General features: G+C 47.5%; 16 protein-coding genes. 9 read left to right on the forward strand and 7 right to left on the reverse strand.

Annotated elements, in window-relative coordinates:
- Positions 1-25 precede the first annotated feature (25 nt).
- Complete coding sequence (locus tag ACWA2B_RS07520; protein ID WP_069290903.1) at positions 26-1,282, forward strand: DUF445 domain-containing protein; 1,257 nt, start codon at positions 26-28, stop codon at positions 1,280-1,282.
- Between the two features lie 33 nt (positions 1,283-1,315).
- Positions 1,316-1,696, forward strand: a complete 381-nt coding sequence (locus ACWA2B_RS07525; protein WP_029514679.1) for a TIGR02328 family protein — start codon at positions 1,316-1,318, stop codon at positions 1,694-1,696.
- A 102-nt stretch (positions 1,697-1,798) separates the two neighbouring features.
- Here the strand turns inward: ACWA2B_RS07525 and ACWA2B_RS07530 are convergent, their stop codons facing one another.
- Positions 1,799-2,473 (reverse strand): NAD(P)H-dependent oxidoreductase, encoded by a 675-nt coding sequence (locus ACWA2B_RS07530; RefSeq protein ID WP_029514680.1) that lies wholly within the window; start codon positions 2,471-2,473, stop codon positions 1,799-1,801.
- Positions 2,474-2,661: 188 nt separating this feature from the next.
- Between ACWA2B_RS07530 and ACWA2B_RS07535 the strand changes: the two genes are divergently transcribed.
- A complete protein-coding gene (locus ACWA2B_RS07535) occupies positions 2,662-3,045 on the forward strand; it encodes a winged helix-turn-helix transcriptional regulator (RefSeq protein ID WP_023986690.1) in 384 nt (127 codons plus the stop codon).
- A gap of 99 nt (positions 3,046-3,144) precedes the next feature.
- Here the strand turns inward: ACWA2B_RS07535 and ACWA2B_RS07540 are convergent, their stop codons facing one another.
- The 5 genes from ACWA2B_RS07540 to ACWA2B_RS07560 form a co-directional block, all read right to left on the reverse strand.
- The gene (locus ACWA2B_RS07540; RefSeq protein WP_340931222.1) at positions 3,145-4,392 is read right to left on the reverse strand and encodes a stalk domain-containing protein; all 1,248 of its coding nucleotides are present in this window, start codon (positions 4,390-4,392) and stop codon (positions 3,145-3,147) included.
- Between the two features lie 237 nt (positions 4,393-4,629).
- Positions 4,630-5,376, reverse strand: a complete 747-nt coding sequence (locus ACWA2B_RS07545; protein WP_449291867.1) for a YcnI family copper-binding membrane protein — start codon at positions 5,374-5,376, stop codon at positions 4,630-4,632.
- A 58-nt stretch (positions 5,377-5,434) separates the two neighbouring features.
- A complete protein-coding gene (locus tag ACWA2B_RS07550; protein ID WP_318627670.1) occupies positions 5,435-7,153 on the reverse strand; it encodes a copper resistance CopC/CopD family protein in 1,719 nt (572 codons plus the stop codon).
- A 272-nt stretch (positions 7,154-7,425) separates the two neighbouring features.
- On the reverse strand, positions 7,426-9,276 hold the full coding sequence (locus tag ACWA2B_RS07555; protein ID WP_049816859.1) for a bifunctional diguanylate cyclase/phosphohydrolase: 1,851 nt from the start codon (positions 9,274-9,276) through the stop codon (positions 7,426-7,428).
- Positions 9,277-9,558: 282 nt separating this feature from the next.
- Positions 9,559-10,152, reverse strand: coding sequence for a DUF5317 domain-containing protein (locus ACWA2B_RS07560; protein ID WP_318627669.1), 594 nt, complete (start codon positions 10,150-10,152; stop codon positions 9,559-9,561).
- Positions 10,153-10,354: 202 nt separating this feature from the next.
- On the opposite strand from ACWA2B_RS07560, the gene ACWA2B_RS07565 reads away from it, so the two are divergent.
- On the forward strand, positions 10,355-11,584 hold the full coding sequence (locus tag ACWA2B_RS07565) for a multidrug effflux MFS transporter (protein WP_318627668.1): 1,230 nt from the start codon (positions 10,355-10,357) through the stop codon (positions 11,582-11,584).
- 69 nt (positions 11,585-11,653) lie between these two features.
- On the opposite strand, the gene ACWA2B_RS07570 is transcribed toward ACWA2B_RS07565, so the two are convergent.
- Positions 11,654-12,112, reverse strand: coding sequence for a hypothetical protein (locus ACWA2B_RS07570; RefSeq protein ID WP_318627667.1), 459 nt, complete (start codon positions 12,110-12,112; stop codon positions 11,654-11,656).
- Positions 12,113-12,391: 279 nt separating this feature from the next.
- Here ACWA2B_RS07570 and ACWA2B_RS07575 point away from each other — a divergent pair, with 279 nt between their 5' ends.
- From ACWA2B_RS07575 to ACWA2B_RS07595, 5 genes are all read left to right on the forward strand, one after another.
- Entirely contained in the window at positions 12,392-12,958 is a 567-nt protein-coding gene (locus tag ACWA2B_RS07575) for a sigma-70 family RNA polymerase sigma factor (protein WP_318627687.1), read from the forward strand.
- Positions 12,948-13,748: a DUF3600 domain-containing protein gene (locus ACWA2B_RS07580; protein WP_039270283.1), complete on the forward strand. Its 801-nt coding sequence runs from the start codon at positions 12,948-12,950 to the stop codon at positions 13,746-13,748. Before ACWA2B_RS07575 ends, ACWA2B_RS07580 begins: the two co-directional genes overlap by 11 nt.
- A gap of 130 nt (positions 13,749-13,878) precedes the next feature.
- Positions 13,879-14,229, forward strand: coding sequence for a metal-sensitive transcriptional regulator (locus ACWA2B_RS07585; RefSeq protein WP_013308456.1), 351 nt, complete (start codon positions 13,879-13,881; stop codon positions 14,227-14,229).
- A 55-nt stretch (positions 14,230-14,284) separates the two neighbouring features.
- Positions 14,285-14,485 carry a copper ion binding protein gene (locus ACWA2B_RS07590; protein WP_165147930.1) on the forward strand — a complete coding sequence of 67 codons (201 nt, stop codon included), beginning with the start codon at positions 14,285-14,287 and terminating at the stop codon, positions 14,483-14,485.
- 163 nt (positions 14,486-14,648) lie between these two features.
- Positions 14,649-17,051, forward strand: coding sequence for a heavy metal translocating P-type ATPase (locus ACWA2B_RS07595; RefSeq protein WP_449291962.1), 2,403 nt, complete (start codon positions 14,649-14,651; stop codon positions 17,049-17,051).
- Positions 17,052-17,068: the final 17 nt, after the last annotated feature.

The following is a 17,068-nucleotide window of genomic DNA, read 5'->3' on the forward strand; positions in this document are numbered from 1 at the left end:
GACAGTCAGTTTGGAGGATTACAGGATGGGAAAACCCAAAAATACGAAAACCGCAGCGGCTTGGTCGCTTGTTATTCTAGGGGCAGGCTTTGCAGCCACATTGCCCTTCCAGCAATATGGCTGGGCTCGTTTGTTAGCCGGAGCTTTTGAGGCAGGACTTGTAGGGGGACTGGCGGACTGGTTCGCTGTCACTGCTTTGTTCCGTCATCCGCTAGGCATTCCGATACCACATACCGCGCTGCTTCCTAAAAATAGGGACAAGCTCACAAATGCCTTGGTGAGTACGGTGGAAAATAACTTGCTAAACAAAGACAGCATCGCGTCTAAAATTGCAGATATTCGTTTGGCCGATTTGGTGCTGGGTGGTGTGGAAAAAGGTTTGCGCACGCCGGAGGCGGCGGCATCCATAGATGTTCTTGCCAAGCGGCTCGTCCAGTCGCTCCCGCTCGCGGAATTGGCTCCGGTCATCGTGGCAGAGCTCAAGCGGCAGATGACTGACTTTGACGCCGGACCGCTGCTGGAGGCGCTTGCTCGTCAGACCAGCGAGAAGGGTTATGATCGCCGCGCGCTGGATTACACGCTGGAACAAGCCGAGTCCTGGCTTTTGCGACCCGAAACGGGCTATACGCTGGGTACCTTAGGTATGCAGGCTGTCAGCGGTTTGCAGGTGAGCGGACTGATGCAGTTTGCCTTGAACGCATTCCTCGGCTATCTGAACGAAGAGCGTATGGGTGAAATGATTCGTCATTTTTTGCTGGATCAGGTAGCAGAACTGCAAAGGGAAGAGCACCCGCGCCGTCAGGCCGTGCTGGATGGTCTAAGAACACAGGTGACCCGATTGGCGACGAAAGATACGGTTCAGGAAGGGTTGAACGGCTGGAAGGATAGCCTTGTTGAAGCCTGGGAAGGTGATGCGTCGGTGCTGGGAAAAATGGAGGAACTGCGTATACGCTTATTGGACTACATGGAAGACGGAAGCTATGTGCAGACCTATATTTTACCGCTATTGGATCGAATGTTGACTGATTTAAGAGGGAATACCGAGCTGCTGGACAAGATTAATGTGCGAATTGTGGAAGGTATTACTGGACTGGTGGAAGCCAACCATAGTCGGATTGGTAACTTGGTGCGCGAAAATGTAGACAAAATGGATAACAAATCCCTGATTGCACTGATGGAGGACAAACTGGGACAGGATTTGCAGTGGATACGTATTAATGGCGCAGTTACAGGCTTCCTGATCGGCATTGTGCTGACAGGTATCCGTATGCTAATCCAATAGATCAGAAAAAGCTACAGATAGGGTTGTGGAAGCATGAGGCTTTGGCATGAACATTTAATCGACAAGTTACCCCGTCCGCAACTGCTGGGGCAACATCGTGAGTGCTGTGCCCTGCGCGGGAATGGGTGGGGCAAGCCACACGCCACGGTGAATTATGTGTTCGATTATCACCCCATGCTGCTGGTGCGCTATCATAGGCTCATTATGGACGAAATGAAAAGCAGAGGGTACAATGTTGACCCACTATGGGAACAGCCTTTGTATCGCGGTAAGCAGTGTGAGCCTTGGGAGGCAGAGCTGGGTGAGGAACTGGCAGGCGCGGGTGCATATGTGGAGCATGACGATGAGTATATGAAGGAGTGCCTGGATAACCTGGCTTCCAAGGGGATTTTAATAGAAATTGAAGTGACCTAAAAAAGACGGGCTGTGGTAGGTTCATCATTCAGATGAAGTGCCGCAAGCCCGCTTTTTTGATGCTTCAATGTTCATCGTTTGGGAGAGAATCGGGATATTAGATTACAGAATCCAGCGTGTGACCTTTTCCAGGGGTTGTCTGGATTTTTCACGTTTGGGTTCATGAGCGCGATAACCGAAGGCAGCAATGACTGAAATATCGAGCAGCCCGTTCTCCAGCAGTCCTTCTTCCTCCAAAATGGCATGCACCTGATCGTAGTTAAAACCCTCAATCGGACAGGAGTCAATACCGATCTGAGCCGCCGCGGTCATCATATTGCCTAAGGCAATATAGGTTTGCTTGGAAGCCCAGTCAAATAGCGTACGTTCGTTTTCCAGCAGGTGTTGACTTTCACCCTGGAAAATCTTATAGCGGCCTGGCAGTGAGGCAAATTCCTCCTCAGACATACCTTTAACCTCTTTATACATATACTCCACGTAAGGAGAATCATAACGAACATCCTTGCGCGCCAAAATCAGGATGACGTGGCTAGCCGCAGGAATCTGCTTTTGGCCACCGCTGGAAACCGCAGCCAGCTTCTCTCTTAATGCCTGATTTTGTACAACTACAAACTGCCATGGTTCAAAACCGACGGAGCTTGGAGAAAGTCGCCCGGTTTCGAGAATGAACTGAAAATCCTCTTCCGGTATGATGCGATTGGGATCAAATTCTTTCGTGGCGTGCCTGAACAGAAAGGCGTCCAGAATTTCCTGTTTTTTAGCTGATGTATTAGACATAAAATGTACTCCTTTGGGTATGGGTTTAGTTGGTGCTCTATGGGTTTTCTGCTACTATAATGAGAGCTGATATCGAATATATAGTTATCATATAGAAAGTTTTTGCAGGGAACAAGTACGCACATATTTGTTTCTTGTCATACGTCTGAGGCTATTGGTTTACACATTCTACAGAAAGAAGGGTATACATGGCACAGGAGATGGAACATGCAGTTAGCGTTAATTTTGGATGTCCGGTAGCGAAAACCGTCGGGGTTATAGGCGGCAAATGGAAGGGAGTCATCTTGTATCATTTGACCACAGGACCGCGGCGCTATAACGAAATTCGACGGACCTTGCCTAATATTACACAGCGGATGCTAACCTTGCAGTTGCGTGAATTAGAGAGAGATGGCATTGTGCACCGTGAAATTTATAACGAGAACCCACCGCGTGTGGAATACTCGCTTACCCCGTTAGGAGATACGTTAAGGCCATTGCTGGATTTTATGAGAGACTGGGGGATCTTCTATGGAGAACAGGGTTGCGAGCCTGTGACGACAACTTCCAAATCAGGCAAGCACTTTTGTTAAAGGGAATGAAGAAAGCCCGCCAGATGATTTCATAGAAGACTCATAAGAAATCATCTGGCGGGCGAAATAAGGTCGGTTTTACTTGGATAAAATGTACACTTATTTAAACTCGATGGCTTCGTTCATCTGTGACCAGGCCGTTTCTCCAATGATGCCCAAGCGCCAGATAGCGATTCCTTTGAGGTCATAACGTTTGGCTAAACCGATCTTGGCGTTAACGGTGCTGTCTTTTTCGCTACCCATCGAAATCCCCAAAATGAGCTTGTCCCGCGAGGTTTCCTTCAAGGCCAGTTGGATGGCTTCATCCACTTTTTCCAAAGGCTCAGGTGTAGCCTTTTGTCCGTAATCATAAGCCATGATGATCAGATCGTCCGCCAGATTGCCCAGCGTTTTGTAGTCATAGCCAGAGTAAGAACTGTTCAGCGGATGCAGAACGACGGTGAGCTTGAGCCCGGCCTGATGCGCTTTGGTCGATAGCTTTTTAATAAAGGTGTTGTAGTCTGAACGAGCTTTGGCTTTGTCGCCGCTCCAGCCCAATCCTTCCAGGTCTAGCGTAATGCCTTTAAATTGTTTGTCGGTGGCGGTGCTGACAATTTGGGAAATGGTTTGTTCTTGAAGCTGCGCATTTTCCAAAACTTTGGTCAGCTCGTGATTGCCATCTCCGGAATAGACCATCAGGTAAGGGGAAGTCCCCTGGCTGTCTGCCTCCTGCACAATGGACTCTGGCGTTACAGTTCCAGCGGCTTGAGGCCATTTGTATTCTTTGCCGTTTGTGGTAAATTGTCCGTTCGTATCAATTCGACTCCAGCCGAAGGCAACGACGTTAAAATCCGGTATTTTGGATTTTTGGTCAAAGGAAGACAGCGCATAGAAGCCTACTGTATACATCGATTCACGAGGCGATGTAATGGAGACCGTCCGTGTTCCCTGGTTCCAGTTCACCGTGGCTCCAAACTGCTGCCCGAAAAAGCCCAGCGGAATCATGGTGCTGCCGTGCACGGTTTGCGGAGCGGCTGTTAGTTGAACCGCTTGTCCGTCCACTGTGGCATTGCGGCTACCCATCTTTAGAATCACCTGCTTGGTAGCAGAATCTTGCGCTTTGGTAGCGGTGATGCTTTGGCTGGCTTGGTCCCATTTCACTGTAATGCCAAGAGCTTCAGAAATCGCACGAAAGGGAACCATGGTCGTGCCGTTCATCATGGCAGGTTGTACAGGGAACGGTAATGGATATCCGTCCAGCATAATGCTGATCTTGCCGGCTTCAGCTTGTGCCAAGGGGCTATAGATGCCCACTGTGGTACTCAGAAAAATAGCACTAGATAACAAAGCCTTATTTACGATTTTCATCCTATGATCTCCTATGCTCAATAGATTGCAATGCTATCATGTTAGAATCGTGAGGTATCTATCATTTTACCAAAAAAATGATAGAAAGGTGAATGTGAAATAATAGGATGAGATGAATCTGAATATGTGTTAAAGCTGAATATTAATCGTTTTCTTTCATACCAAAAAAGCTGACCCCTTTTAAATAGGTATCAGCTTTTCTTTTTAAAACGATCTTAACTTTATCCGTAACCCAGATTACTTGCGGCGCTTGAGTGCAATGCCGACAGCTGCGGCACCAAGAACGACTGCAATGATCGAGAGAACGAGTGCTGTCGTTTGTGCAGCAGAGCTGGCTGGAGCAGAAGCGGCAGGTGCAGCTTCTACAGCATTGTTCGAAGCAGGTGCGGGGTTGCTATCTTTAGCCGTATCTGTGCTGGCGTGGCCTGCTGCCGTACCCGCTGAATCGTGTCCGCTGTCTGCGGCAGGGGCAGGGGTTGCGGACGTGGCGTCCGTCGTAATTTCGGTAATGGAATGAGGATTGCTACTTCCTTCGTCGCCTGTCCATTCCACGATACTTCCGTCACTGTAATACTGGAAGGCGTCCCAGGCTGCTGCGGTATTCTGGTCTGCATTTTGCGCTACAAAGCCGAAACGCTGATACTGACCTACTTGAATGCCGTCTTTTTCAGTCGTCCAGGTCACGGTGATTACTTTGCCAGAGCTGTCCTTTTCGGTGGCTACCTTCCAATCCGGTACAGGCTCGTATTGTTTGAAAACGACCTCTTTCGGAATTTTCAAGGCGACTTTGGTGGTTGGAATGTTTTTTTCCACGGGTACTTTCAATGTGTACGTTTCCCACGCATTAGGTTGTGAAACAGAAGGCTTGACTGTCACATGTGCACTGGCCATACCTGCAAAAAGTAAGGCACCCGCTGCGATTAGACCCACAGAGGTCGCAAACCTGGAAAATCTGGATTTTGCTGTTTGAATTGTTGTATTCATATTCAATTATTCGCTCCTTTTAACTGAGGATTTCACAAAATCCTGAAGTATAAAATAATTATTTCTTACCGCCTACATGCAGGGTGAATTCAGCATCAACCGCATCGAGTGAAGCCGTCAGAGCATGTACCTTTACCGCCCATGTTCCTTCGGAGGTCATCAATTCCTGACTGCGGAATGGCTGTTGCTGCTTCACAGGTAGAACAAATTCCTGTTGATCTTGGTCAGGGTCTGCTGGAGTGAGCGTTAATGTAACCTGCTGGATTCCTGAAACGGCAGCACCCTTGCTGTCCTGAACGGATACCTTAAATTCATTGCTGCCCACAGCATTGGGACTGACTGCCAGGGTAACGTTATATCCACCCGTAGTGCGAGTCTCCTCAAACGGTACAGCAGGTGCCTGACCGGGTGACAGGTGAGTGAGCACCGCAGTCAACAGCATCACGAGCAGGCCGACGGACAACTCGGCACGCAATCCCCGGGCGGCTTGCTTGCTGGGCGCCGCTTGCCGTGCGCTGCGGAACTGGCTGGCCGCGAAGGCCAGCATGACTAGCAGCAGCGCTGCCTTGCCGAGCAGAACGAGTCCATAGGACGTGTTCAGCAGCATGGAGGGAGCCGGAATGTACAGCACGGCTCCATATATACCGGTGGCGAGTAACGCCGCCACCATAGCAATGCCCCAGCCGGCGAAGCGGCGCAAGGCGGCTTGTCGTAGAGTTGCCCGCTCGGATACGGGCAACTCTGCTCCGGCAACCGGCAGGCACACGACCATGACGGCAAGTGAGCCGATCCAAAAGGCTGCTGCCGCGAGATGGACGAAGTCCGCCGCAATGGCTGGAGCTGGATGGGTAGCCGCTGCCGGATGACCGACAAAGGCCTTGGACAGCATGAGGCATAGCGTTAGGAGGGCCGAGCTGTAGCCCCAAAGACGGCGCTGGCGACTCGAAATGCTGTAATCCAGCGCGTAAATCAGCGTTACGCTTAGGAGTAGCACGAGAATCATCTGGATAAACCAAATTTGTCCGGCTCCAGTAAACTGGAGAGCTTCTCCCAGAATCGGGAGTGAGAAGCCCTCCCTGATGGAAACCCCGGCATCCCATGAAGCCTGAAGTGGCAGGCTGATCAGAATGGCGGCAGACGTTATGCCGTAGCCGCTCCATAGCAGTTTATTCCAGCGGGGCGATGTTTCAAAGGGCCGCTGATTTTGCTTATGCTGTTCACTTTGATTCTTGTCTTGGCTTATGCTCGGTAAGATGAACAGCCGGAAACAAATCGCTCCAAAAAGCAGCGATAGTCCTATGTAAAGAAACCAACGGACAGCGATTAAGTCGATTCGTGATGTCCCTGAGCCTTCAGGTGCGGTAGCTTGATGGGTAGGCGCATTGGAACCGCTGCCTACTTGAAATGGAATAACTCCATTAACTGGATGTCCGTCTGCGGATAAAGCTCTCCAACTAACAGAGTAAATTCCATTTTTCATCCCTGGGATCAATTGGATTTCCATGGTGGCTTTGTGATTCGGGTCAAGCTGTGCTTTTCCTGTGTCGACCCGCTTGCCTGTTTCGTCGGTCACTTTGATCGACATGAAGGCAGATTGCAAATCTTCATTGAAGGTAATGGTCACCTGAGAAGGCGACTTGTCCAAAACCTGATTTTCGGTCGGACTGGATTCAATGACAAATGCATGAGCCCACGAAGAGTGAGGAAACAGGACCAGAAGGGGGAGACACAGCAATAAAAGACAAGCCACACGGGCTGGTCTGGACGGATACAACATGCTTGTGAAGTCACCTTCTCTCGATTACTTGAAGCGAGGATATCCCCATTTATAACATTTTATACAGGAGGATTTTGCCTGACGGACAAATCCATTCCTATCTTAATCATAGTGCATATAGCGCGAATAGATGGAGCGAATTATGACATTTATATGAAATTTGAAATAATAAGCATTATACAAAATGCCAATCATATGAAAACCCCTAGTGTGGTTGAATTCAGGACGATTTCAACCATGCTAGGGGCAAAGAGGAAGAGCCTATGAAGGAATTAGAGCCCTGTTTCCATGAGATCCGTGAAAGCAGGTTGCTTATGTTGAATATAATGGATAAAAATAGCCGTTAGTTTGGGATCGAATTGGCTACCCGAGCAAGCACGTAATTCTTCAATGGCCTCCTCGAACGTTTTGGTGGGTTGATAGGGACGCTCGGTTGTCATCGCATCAAAAGAGTCGATGATCGTCAGCATCCGACATAAAAGTGGAATTTGCTCGCCCTTAAAGCCAAACGGATAGCCTCCTCCGTCATAACGTTCATGATGCAGCTCCACAAAAGGAATCAAATCTACGAATCGTTCGTTGGCTTCTACAATACGCTTGCCCCACATGACATGCGCTTGCACCATCTGCCATTCCTCACCGGACAGCTTCTCTTTTTTATTGAGGATATTCCAGGGAATCTCCAGTTTACCAATGTCATGAATGAGAGCTCCTAGTATGAAACGCCGCTTATCCTCCGGTCCGAGTTGAAGCACATCGCTCATGTCTGCTGCATATCTGAACACCCGTTTTGAATGCTTGAAGGTATTAATATCCTTGTACAAGAACAAATTAAGCTGCTGTTCAAGATCCCGAATATCCTGCCCCAGATCGACCTCGCGCTCCACTTCATTTAAACTTCCGTGCGTATGAACGATGTTTTTTCCCTGTTTCTTGGCGTAGTACAGGGCTTTATCCGCTAGATCGACCAGCTGTGATTTGTCGTAGATGTCAATGCGGCTTTGGGCAATACCTGCGGAGAAGGACAGACAGCCATGTGGAAAAATTTCGACACCCTCATAACGAGAATCATTTAATCTTTTTCGAATAGCATTGACTATTTCATAAGCTTGTTCAGCGGTATGATCAGGCATAAGCAGGGTGAATTCTTCTCCACCGTAGCGGGATACGGTGATGGGGGTGTCGGAGGTTTCCTTCTTAAGAAACTCACCGAGAAATCCCAGTAGCTGATCGCCTTTAAGATGACCGAAATGATCATTGTATTTTTTGAAATCATCAATATCAATCAGCGCCAGACTGAGGGGAGTATTCTCGGATCTCGATATATTTAATTCAGCTTCAAGTGTATTTTCAAAGTAGCTGTGATTGTATAGTCCTGTTCTACGATCCATGTTCGCTTTTTCCTCGATTTCCCGATACAGCGTGAACATTTGCTTGAATGCGTGAGACAGGAGCATGCTTAGGCCAAGGAACAGCAAAAGTCCTAGAATACCATTGTTATAAATCAGTGTAGTCAATACCAAAGACAGAATGAGTGTACATAAGTATACGAGCAGGGATTCAGCCAAAAAAGCCTGTTTAAGCTCATTGAAGGACCCTTTGTATGCGATATAAAAGTAGATGCCCAGTGTGATTGTGTTCACCGCAAAGTAGCAAATTAACGCCAGCAGGTAGGAAGCGAAATGCTCTTGGTTTAAAGCTCCCTGCGTTCCGCCGCTTAGTTCAAATACTGTTGAAGACAGGAAAATGGAAAGGGCGTAAATAGAAAAATTGACGGTATGCTTCCACCAGGACAGTTCTGTGTGCCGGAACATAGCAATGATTACATTTAACAGCAAAATCAGAATAGCAATTTCGGTGCCATGCACAAAAATACAAGCCAGATACACGGAGGAATCCATGGACTGCTTGTTACTGGCCGGTGGTAGCTGGAATGTAAAATGCTCCAGAATTAGAACTGCTCCCAATAGGGAATAGATCGTGACCCACTCTGTTGTCGTATAGTGCAAAAAGGACCACTGATTCGTATACAGGAGAACGATCAAGCCTGCCAAACATATGAAAAACACATATATTCCAGTCGCGGTAACCCGTTCTTGCAGCTTTTTTATTATACTCATCATTTCTTCTCCTGCCTTGTCGTATCTTGATGTCAAAGCTACCAGGGGTGAATGGGATAATTTACAATTTTATAATCGAAAATTTCACATGAAAAAACAGGCCGGAATCCAGCCTGTTTTGTTGAGCCTGTGCTTCCTTTTTTTCTTATCGGTGACTAGCCCCCGATTTTGTAACCGGAAGTCAAAGCAATTATGACAGAAGCTACAATAATAGCATTGATAATCACACGGGAGTATTTCAAGTTTTTCATAGGGTTCCCTCCCTTCCTTGGAATAAGGTACGCACTAGGCGTGACGGGGATTGGTTTCTTGCTGCTTATCCTTGGTTCTTTTCACGACCATAATGCTTTGGATAAACAGAAACATCCCGAAGTTCATGACAACATCTCCAATACTAATTACCTGCGTGCGGGGATAGGGCTTGGAGAGAGGAATAATGTCACCAAGCAATGATAGACGCGTACTCGCATCCATCATGTAATGTTTCGAGATGACACTTCCGGATTTAAGCATATCTGTATAATAGGGACCCAGCACCTCCGAAGCGCTCAACGAGACTGGCATCCTGCCGCCATTCACCGCCATAACGATAAAATTCATCAATACGCCGATGATAATAAGCTTGAATCCCTTATGATGTCTGTTCAACCAGAGAAATATCAATCCAACCACGTAGACTCCCATAAATAGATACCCGTTAATGGCTGCCAGCCCAGTCCACTTTTCCTGGAAATAAAAAATAATCAATTGTACCAGCAGCAGCACAGGGAACATCCAGCCGGCTATAAGGCGAATTTGACTGAAACGGATCAGACCTTGCCGCCAGCCTCCTCTGAACAGACCTACAATGAGACCCAGTAGTACTCCATCATAGACCATTATCATTCTCCAGATTCCACAAATTTTTTGTTTTGGTTACCGTATAATTCGACCTGAAATTGGTAAATTCCTGCCTGATATATAGCAGTTTTGAAAAAAAATTGCGGATTAGCGTGTAATTATTCGAAGCCAGACGAAATGAGTGATATCATGATATATTAAAGTAATTATTTATATTTTTGTGAAAAGGATGATTATTATTATGAACCGGTTATCCAATACTGTTATGGTTGCCGCAGATATGACCAAATCGCGAATATTATGGATCGCCTTTGTCCTGGGTGCATTGAGTGCTTTCGGGCCGTTGTCCATAGATATGTATTTGCCGTCGCTGCCTACATTAGCCGACAATTTGCATACGACTACTTCATTGGCGCAGCTTAGTTTAACCGCCTGTCTGTTGGGCTTGGCCGTTGGACAGATCGTTGCTGGTCCGCTTAGCGATGTAAGGGGGCGCAGAGGACCGCTGGTGATCTCGCTCATTCTGTACGCTGCTGCTTCGCTGTTATGCGTGTTTGCGCCGAATATCGGTATGCTCATTGCACTTCGCTTTATTCAAGGGCTTACAGGATCGGCAGGGATCGTGATTTCCAGAGCTGTAGCCCGTGATCTATACTCGGGCAAAGAATTGACACGCTTTTTCTCACTACTCATGCTGGTGAACGGCGTGGCCCCCATTGCTGCACCAGTACTGGGCGGTGCCATTTTGAACTTTGTTTCCTGGCGTGGTGTATTCATGGTACTTTGTGTGGTCGGCGTGGCTATGCTGATTGCCGTCGTATTGGGTTTGCCAGAAACGTTGCCAACGAACCGCCGCTCATCCGGTGGTTTGAAGCAGACGCTGGGGACACTCGGTCACTTGTTTGCCGATCGACGCTTTATGGGCTATGCCTTCTCACAGGCGCTGATTACGGGAGCGATGTTCGCGTATATTGCTGGCTCACCATTCGTGCTTCAGGATATTTTCGGGGTTTCCCCTCAGACGTATAGCATCATTTTTGCAGTGAATGGTTTGGGGATTGTACTGTTTTCCCAGTTAACGGGTAGACTTGTGGGTCGCTTCAGCGAACGACAGTTACTCTTGTCGGGTCTGGTCATTGCGGCTGTAGCCGGAATCAGCTTGCTTACTGTAGCCTTTACTGGAGGTCAATTGTTTGCTGTTTTAGTTCCTCTGTTTTTTGTCGTTTCCTGCGTAGGGATTGTAAGTACAACGACGACTTCATTGGCAATGCAGAGTCAGCAGCGCTCCGCAGGTAGTGCGTCCGCCATGCTTGGTTTGCTGCCTCTATTGCTGGGTTCCATCGCTTCACCGCTAGTAGGTTTGGGGAGTGGAACCACCCCCGTACCGATGGCGATCGTTATAGCTATAGCCGAGGTTGGTGCGCTAATAAGCTTTGCCGTACTTGCTAAGGAAACACGCGCGAAGGCTTGAAATAAGGCGAATTGAACTAAAAAACTCCCATGGACTGATACGTGAACCATTTCAGTCCATGGGAGTTTTTTACCGTTTTGCAATCGAGATATCCTCGGCTTCCTTTGCGGGCAGAGGTGTCTGCTTTAAGTACATACGAGATGGTTTGTGAACCAGAATTGAAATAAGCATGCAGATATGAACGGGAAAGAAAGGGTCTATTCCGTTGATGTTTAAACCAAAAATGGATACGAAAAGCAGTAAAGTAAGGGTAAGTTTATACTTTTTTGTCGCAATAAACAGCAAGATCATTATTGTAGGAAGTAATCGAAAGAGCAATTTTCCGAATACAAATCCGACCATATGAGCGGTAGAACCTTCAAGTGGAGGTGTGATGGATAGCGTGCGGGAGGCCATATGGATTAACCGAGACTCCCCACCTATCGGTTGGGCTGAAATAAATACACATCCTGCGATAATGATTACAAGGATTTTAAACCACAACAGGCCTTGGATAAGCCGTAACAAGGGTGTAATCTTTATTTTCATTGACTTCTAATAAGCTCCTTCGACGTATGATTTGTTATGATTGCTCGTTTGTATATATACAAGACAAGTGGGAATTGCAACTTTAATATTATATCAATATATTACCAAAAGAGTAGTCCTGCTAAAGAATGATTATGCGGAGACTATTTTCCTGATGTTGAGACAGAATCGAACGATATTTCGGTTTCCTGCCAAATATATAGATGTGAGATGAAAGAAAGGGGGAGATCAGGATTGGACAACGCAAGGAGGCGGGCAAATTTGACAAAGAATGATTTGATGGTTGCTCTTGTTACGGAGACGCTGGCTGGCAGTCGTGAGGCTTACAGAGAACTGTATGATCAAACAATTCATACAGTCTATAGAACGGTGCATTTTTTGTTGGAAGAGAAAGTGGATGCTGATGATGTGGTGCAGGAAATTTATATTCATGTATATAAATCACTTGAGCAATTTGACGAAAGACGTCCTTTTCAGCCTTGGCTAATGGGGGTCGTTATGCGTCAGATCCGGGCTTACCGTAGAAAACAATGGATGAGGCTACGAATCACAAGCAAAGCAAAAAGGCTCGAACTTCATTCATCTCATGATTTTTCTGAGGAAATTGTGGACAAGGTTGCAAATCATGTATTGCTCCAAGCAGTTCAGCAGCTTTCGTTCAAGCTTAAACAGGTAATTGTGTTGCACTATTTGCAGGAATATTCCCAAGAGGAAATCTCCAATATTTTAGAGATACCGTTAGGCACGGTGAAATCACGAATTCACGCGGCTTTGCAAAAGCTTCGATCGAAAGAGCAGCAGGAACATTTTCTAATCGGAAAGGTGGAGAAGATCCATGAAGCTTGAGCAAGAACTACGTAGGGTGATGCAGCAGGATGATGACCACATATTGGCTCCGGCTGAATTAAAAGAAAACATTATGGGTCAAATTGAACGGCTTGAAAAAGGAGGACCTAAACCTATGAAAAGGTATATTGTGATAACTCTTCTCGTAGTGTTATTACTAATTCCAACAGGTGCTTTTGCTACTTACACTTATTTGGCGGATACAATATATGGTTCACAGGAAAAGCTAATTGAAATGGGAGGATCGCCAGAGGAATATAATAGAGTAGAATCCAAGTTGCAGCAGGTGCAGGGGCATTTAACGAAAGAGGAGTTCACTGTTTTTATAGGGTTATTGAGAGAACTCGGGGCCTATAATCTGAAAATGACGGATGAAAACGGCGCACTCCACAAGGAGCGCTTAAGCGCAGAGGAACAGCGTGAATACGATCATATATCTGCCAAGCTGGAGCCGTATTATGACAAGTTGAATCAGGGGAAAGCGCTAACCCAAACGGACGATGGTAAAAAAGATGGCGGTGATTCTGCCATTACGGGCACATTAGATGCAAAGGCCCACGCAGGCATCGATTTACAGGTCGAGCTGGACTATGCGAAAAAGGTTCTGACTGAGGATGAATTTGTAAAGTTTCGTGTACTGTTCACGAAGTTCTACGAGTATGTACCCCGCATTACAGGGGCCAAAGGTGTACTATATCCAGATCGTTTATCTGAGAGGGATAGAAAAGATTATGAGGAACAGTTAGAGTTGCTACAGCCTTATTTTGATCAATTTAATTCGCTTGAGTAGAAGCAGTGGCGAAAATCAAGGCGAAAAAGTGACATTTTCCTGGAATGTTGACATACCCCGTGGGGGTATATTATGATGGAACTATAATAAATGCATGAATGCATATATACACCACACAGGAGGCTGATGTATGGCTGAGGAGCAACCTGTTTCCCACACTGAAGTCCATGAGAATCACTGTGGAACAGATGGGGAAAAGACAGTTAGAAAAAGTCATCATTCGGCAGAGTTCAAGAACAGCCTCGTATCCCGGTTGAACCGTATTGAAGGTCAGGTTCGCGGAATTAAAGGCTTGATTGAGAAGGATACCTACTGTGACGATGTACTGAACCAGATTGCGGCTGTCCAGTCCGCGCTGAATGGTGTCGGTAAGCTGCTGCTGGAAGGGCATATGAAAAGCTGTGTCATTGAGCGCATGCAGGCAGGAGAGCAGGAAGTGATTGACGAGCTGCTGGTTACGGTCAAGAAGCTAATCCGTTAAGAGTAGTATTCATACACATTATGGGTACGGAAGTACCCCAGAGGAGGAAAAGAAAATGGCACAAGTTACATTGAATGTAGAAGGCATGAGCTGCAATCATTGCGTGAAGGCAGTAGAAGGAGCTTTGGAGAAAGTTGGCGCTACCGGCAAGGTCAGCCTCGAAATGAAACAAGTGAATGTAGAATATGACGAGTCCAAGCTGAACGTTGAAGCGCTGAAAACAGCCATTGAAGACCAAGGCTATGATGTTGTTTAAGCTGAAGCTTTATGTGTGAAAAAACTTGTTTCGAAGAGGAAGCTTCCATATTAGAAGCTTTTTCTTTTTGGATATAATATACCCCACTGGGGTATGGGAGGAGGATGGCCATGGAAAACCGTGCGACGACGGTGACAAGCAGACAACGCTTCACATTACAGGGATGTCCTGTGCTGCCTGCGCAAGCCGTATTGAGAAAGGTTTAAAGCGAATAGATGGTGTGGCACAGGCTAATGTGAATTTGGCTTTGGAGCAGGCGTCGATATCCTATGATCCCAAGCAGGTGGAGATCGCTGAATTCCGCGATAAAATTGCTTCTCTTGGGTTTGGAACTGTAAGTGAAGAAGCCAATCTGAATGTAACGGGCATGACTTGCGCGGCCTGTGCAACCCGGATTGAAAAGGGATTGAATCGGATGCCTGGTGTAACAGGTGCCACGGTAAATTTGGCGATGGAAACCGCTCATGTGGAATATGCCGCGGGGAGTATTGCGGTTGGTGATCTGGTGAGCAAGATTGAACAGCTAGGCTACGGAGCGATCCCGCAGAGCGCTGAGGACAATATCGCGGATGTCCGCAGTAAGGATATCCATCGTAAAAAATGGAAGTGGATTGTGTCCGCAGTGCTGTCGTTGCCGTTGTTGTGGGCGATGGTGGCTCATTTTTCCTTTACATCATGGATTTATGTGCCAGAACTGTTCTTGAATCCATGGTTCCAACTAGTGCTGACAACGCCGATTCAGTTCGTCATTGGTTGGCAGTTTTATGTGGGCGCGTACAAAGCGCTTCGTAACGGCAGTTCGAATATGGATGTGTTAGTTGCACTGGGTACGTCTGCGGCTTATTTTTACAGCTTGTACCTTACTCTGCGTCCGGCTGATGTTATGGAGGGGATGGCGGGAATGCCTGTCATGACCATGCCAGAGCTGTATTACGAGACAAGCGCGGTGCTAATTACGCTTATTTTGGTTGGTAAATGGTTCGAAGCGGTAGCCAAAGGGCGTTCGTCCGAGGCGATCAAGAGCCTGATGAGTCTACAGGCGACAACGGCACGTGTAGTACGTGATGGGCAAGAGCTTGATATTCCGATTGAACAGGTACGTGTGAAGGATATCTTTATTGTACGACCCGGCGAGAAAATTCCTGTCGATGGTGTGGTCGTAGACGGACGTTCGGCAGTGGACGAATCCATGTTAAGTGGTGAGAGTCTTCCGGTTGAAAAAGAAGCCGGTTCCGCAGTTACAGGGGCGACGCTCAATAAAAACGGGGTTCTACGTATCCAGGCTGAGCGTGTGGGTGGTGATACGGCGTTGTCCCGTATTATTAAGGTCGTGGAAGATGCGCAAAGCTCCAAGGCTCCCATTCAGCGGATTGCGGATCAGATTTCCGGTATTTTTGTCCCCATTGTTGTTGCTATCGCTGTGTTGGCCTTTATCGTCTGGTTTTTCCTTGTGACGCCGACTGATTTTGCAGGCTCACTGGAGAAAATGATTGCAGTTCTCGTCATTGCTTGCCCTTGTGCGCTCGGATTGGCAACTCCAACGTCCATTATGGCAGGATCGGGACGTGCCGCTGAATATGGTATTCTGTTCAAGGGCGGCGAGCATTTGGAGATGACCCGTTCAGTCAACGCAGTGGTGTTGGATAAGACAGGTACAGTTACGAATGGCAAGCCCGAGCTGACGGATGTTATGGTTGGAGCAAGCGGCATGGCTGAAAAGGATATGCTGCGGTTGCTCGGTGCGGCAGAAAAAAGCTCAGAGCATCCGCTGGCGGAAGCCATTGTAAAGGGGATTGCAGATCGAGGCATTGAGCTGGTAGGACCGACAGATTTTGAAAATATTCCGGGTTATGGTGTGAAGGCACATGTGGAAGGTAAACAGGTATTGGCCGGTACACGCCGATTGATGAGCAGGGAAGGCATCGCAATAGATGACTTAGCTGAGCAGTATATGAACAATCTGGAAAAAGAAGGGAAAACCGCGATGCTGGTCGCTGTGGACGGTTCCTATGCCGGACTGGTGGCCGTAGCGGACACGATTAAAGAAACGTCACGGGAGGCCGTTGCTCGTCTGCGGGCGATGAACATTGAAGTCATCATGATTACGGGTGACAATGAACGGACTGCGCGGGCTGTTGCCGCCGAGGCCGGAATTGAACGAGTGCTGGCGGAGGTGCTACCTGAAGGAAAGGCTGAGGAAGTGAAACGGCTTCAGGAACAAGGCATGATCGTAGCTATGGTTGGGGATGGTATTAACGATGCGCCTGCGCTGGCTACTGCTAATATTGGGATGGCGATGGGTACGGGAACGGATGTGGCCATGGAGGCGGCGGATATTACCCTCATGCGCGGCAACCTGAACAGCATTCCTGACGCGATTGAAATGAGCCGCCGGACCATGACAAACATACGGCAAAATCTGTTTTGGGCGCTCGGGTATAACGTGATCGGTATTCCGATAGCTGCTTTGGGCTTCCTTGCCCCATGGTTGGCGGGAGCGGCCATGGCATTTAGCTCTGTTTCAGTTGTGCTGAATGCGCTGCGTCTCCAACGAGTAAAGCTGTAAGTGTATGGATGTATCGG

The organism is Paenibacillus sp. CMM36 (assembly GCF_053570945.1).

Coding starts and splice junctions, on each gene's coding strand:
- ACWA2B_RS07520 (WP_069290903.1), top strand. CDS start 26: ATGGGAAAACCCAAAAATACGAAAACCGCAGCGGCTTGGTCGCTTGTT.
- ACWA2B_RS07525 (WP_029514679.1), top strand. CDS start 1,316: ATGAGGCTTTGGCATGAACATTTAATCGACAAGTTACCCCGTCCGCAA.
- ACWA2B_RS07530 (WP_029514680.1), bottom strand. CDS start 2,473: ATGTCTAATACATCAGCTAAAAAACAGGAAATTCTGGACGCCTTTCTG.
- ACWA2B_RS07535 (WP_023986690.1), top strand. CDS start 2,662: ATGGCACAGGAGATGGAACATGCAGTTAGCGTTAATTTTGGATGTCCG.
- ACWA2B_RS07540 (WP_340931222.1), bottom strand. CDS start 4,392: ATGAAAATCGTAAATAAGGCTTTGTTATCTAGTGCTATTTTTCTGAGT.
- ACWA2B_RS07545 (WP_449291867.1), bottom strand. CDS start 5,376: ATGAATACAACAATTCAAACAGCAAAATCCAGATTTTCCAGGTTTGCG.
- ACWA2B_RS07550 (WP_318627670.1), bottom strand. CDS start 7,153: ATGTTGTATCCGTCCAGACCAGCCCGTGTGGCTTGTCTTTTATTGCTG.
- ACWA2B_RS07555 (WP_049816859.1), bottom strand. CDS start 9,276: ATGATGAGTATAATAAAAAAGCTGCAAGAACGGGTTACCGCGACTGGA.
- ACWA2B_RS07560 (WP_318627669.1), bottom strand. CDS start 10,152: ATGGTCTATGATGGAGTACTACTGGGTCTCATTGTAGGTCTGTTCAGA.
- ACWA2B_RS07565 (WP_318627668.1), top strand. CDS start 10,355: ATGAACCGGTTATCCAATACTGTTATGGTTGCCGCAGATATGACCAAA.
- ACWA2B_RS07570 (WP_318627667.1), bottom strand. CDS start 12,112: ATGAAAATAAAGATTACACCCTTGTTACGGCTTATCCAAGGCCTGTTG.
- ACWA2B_RS07575 (WP_318627687.1), top strand. CDS start 12,392: ATGGTTGCTCTTGTTACGGAGACGCTGGCTGGCAGTCGTGAGGCTTAC.
- ACWA2B_RS07580 (WP_039270283.1), top strand. CDS start 12,948: ATGAAGCTTGAGCAAGAACTACGTAGGGTGATGCAGCAGGATGATGAC.
- ACWA2B_RS07585 (WP_013308456.1), top strand. CDS start 13,879: ATGGCTGAGGAGCAACCTGTTTCCCACACTGAAGTCCATGAGAATCAC.
- ACWA2B_RS07590 (WP_165147930.1), top strand. CDS start 14,285: ATGGCACAAGTTACATTGAATGTAGAAGGCATGAGCTGCAATCATTGC.
- ACWA2B_RS07595 (WP_449291962.1), top strand. CDS start 14,649: ATGTCCTGTGCTGCCTGCGCAAGCCGTATTGAGAAAGGTTTAAAGCGA.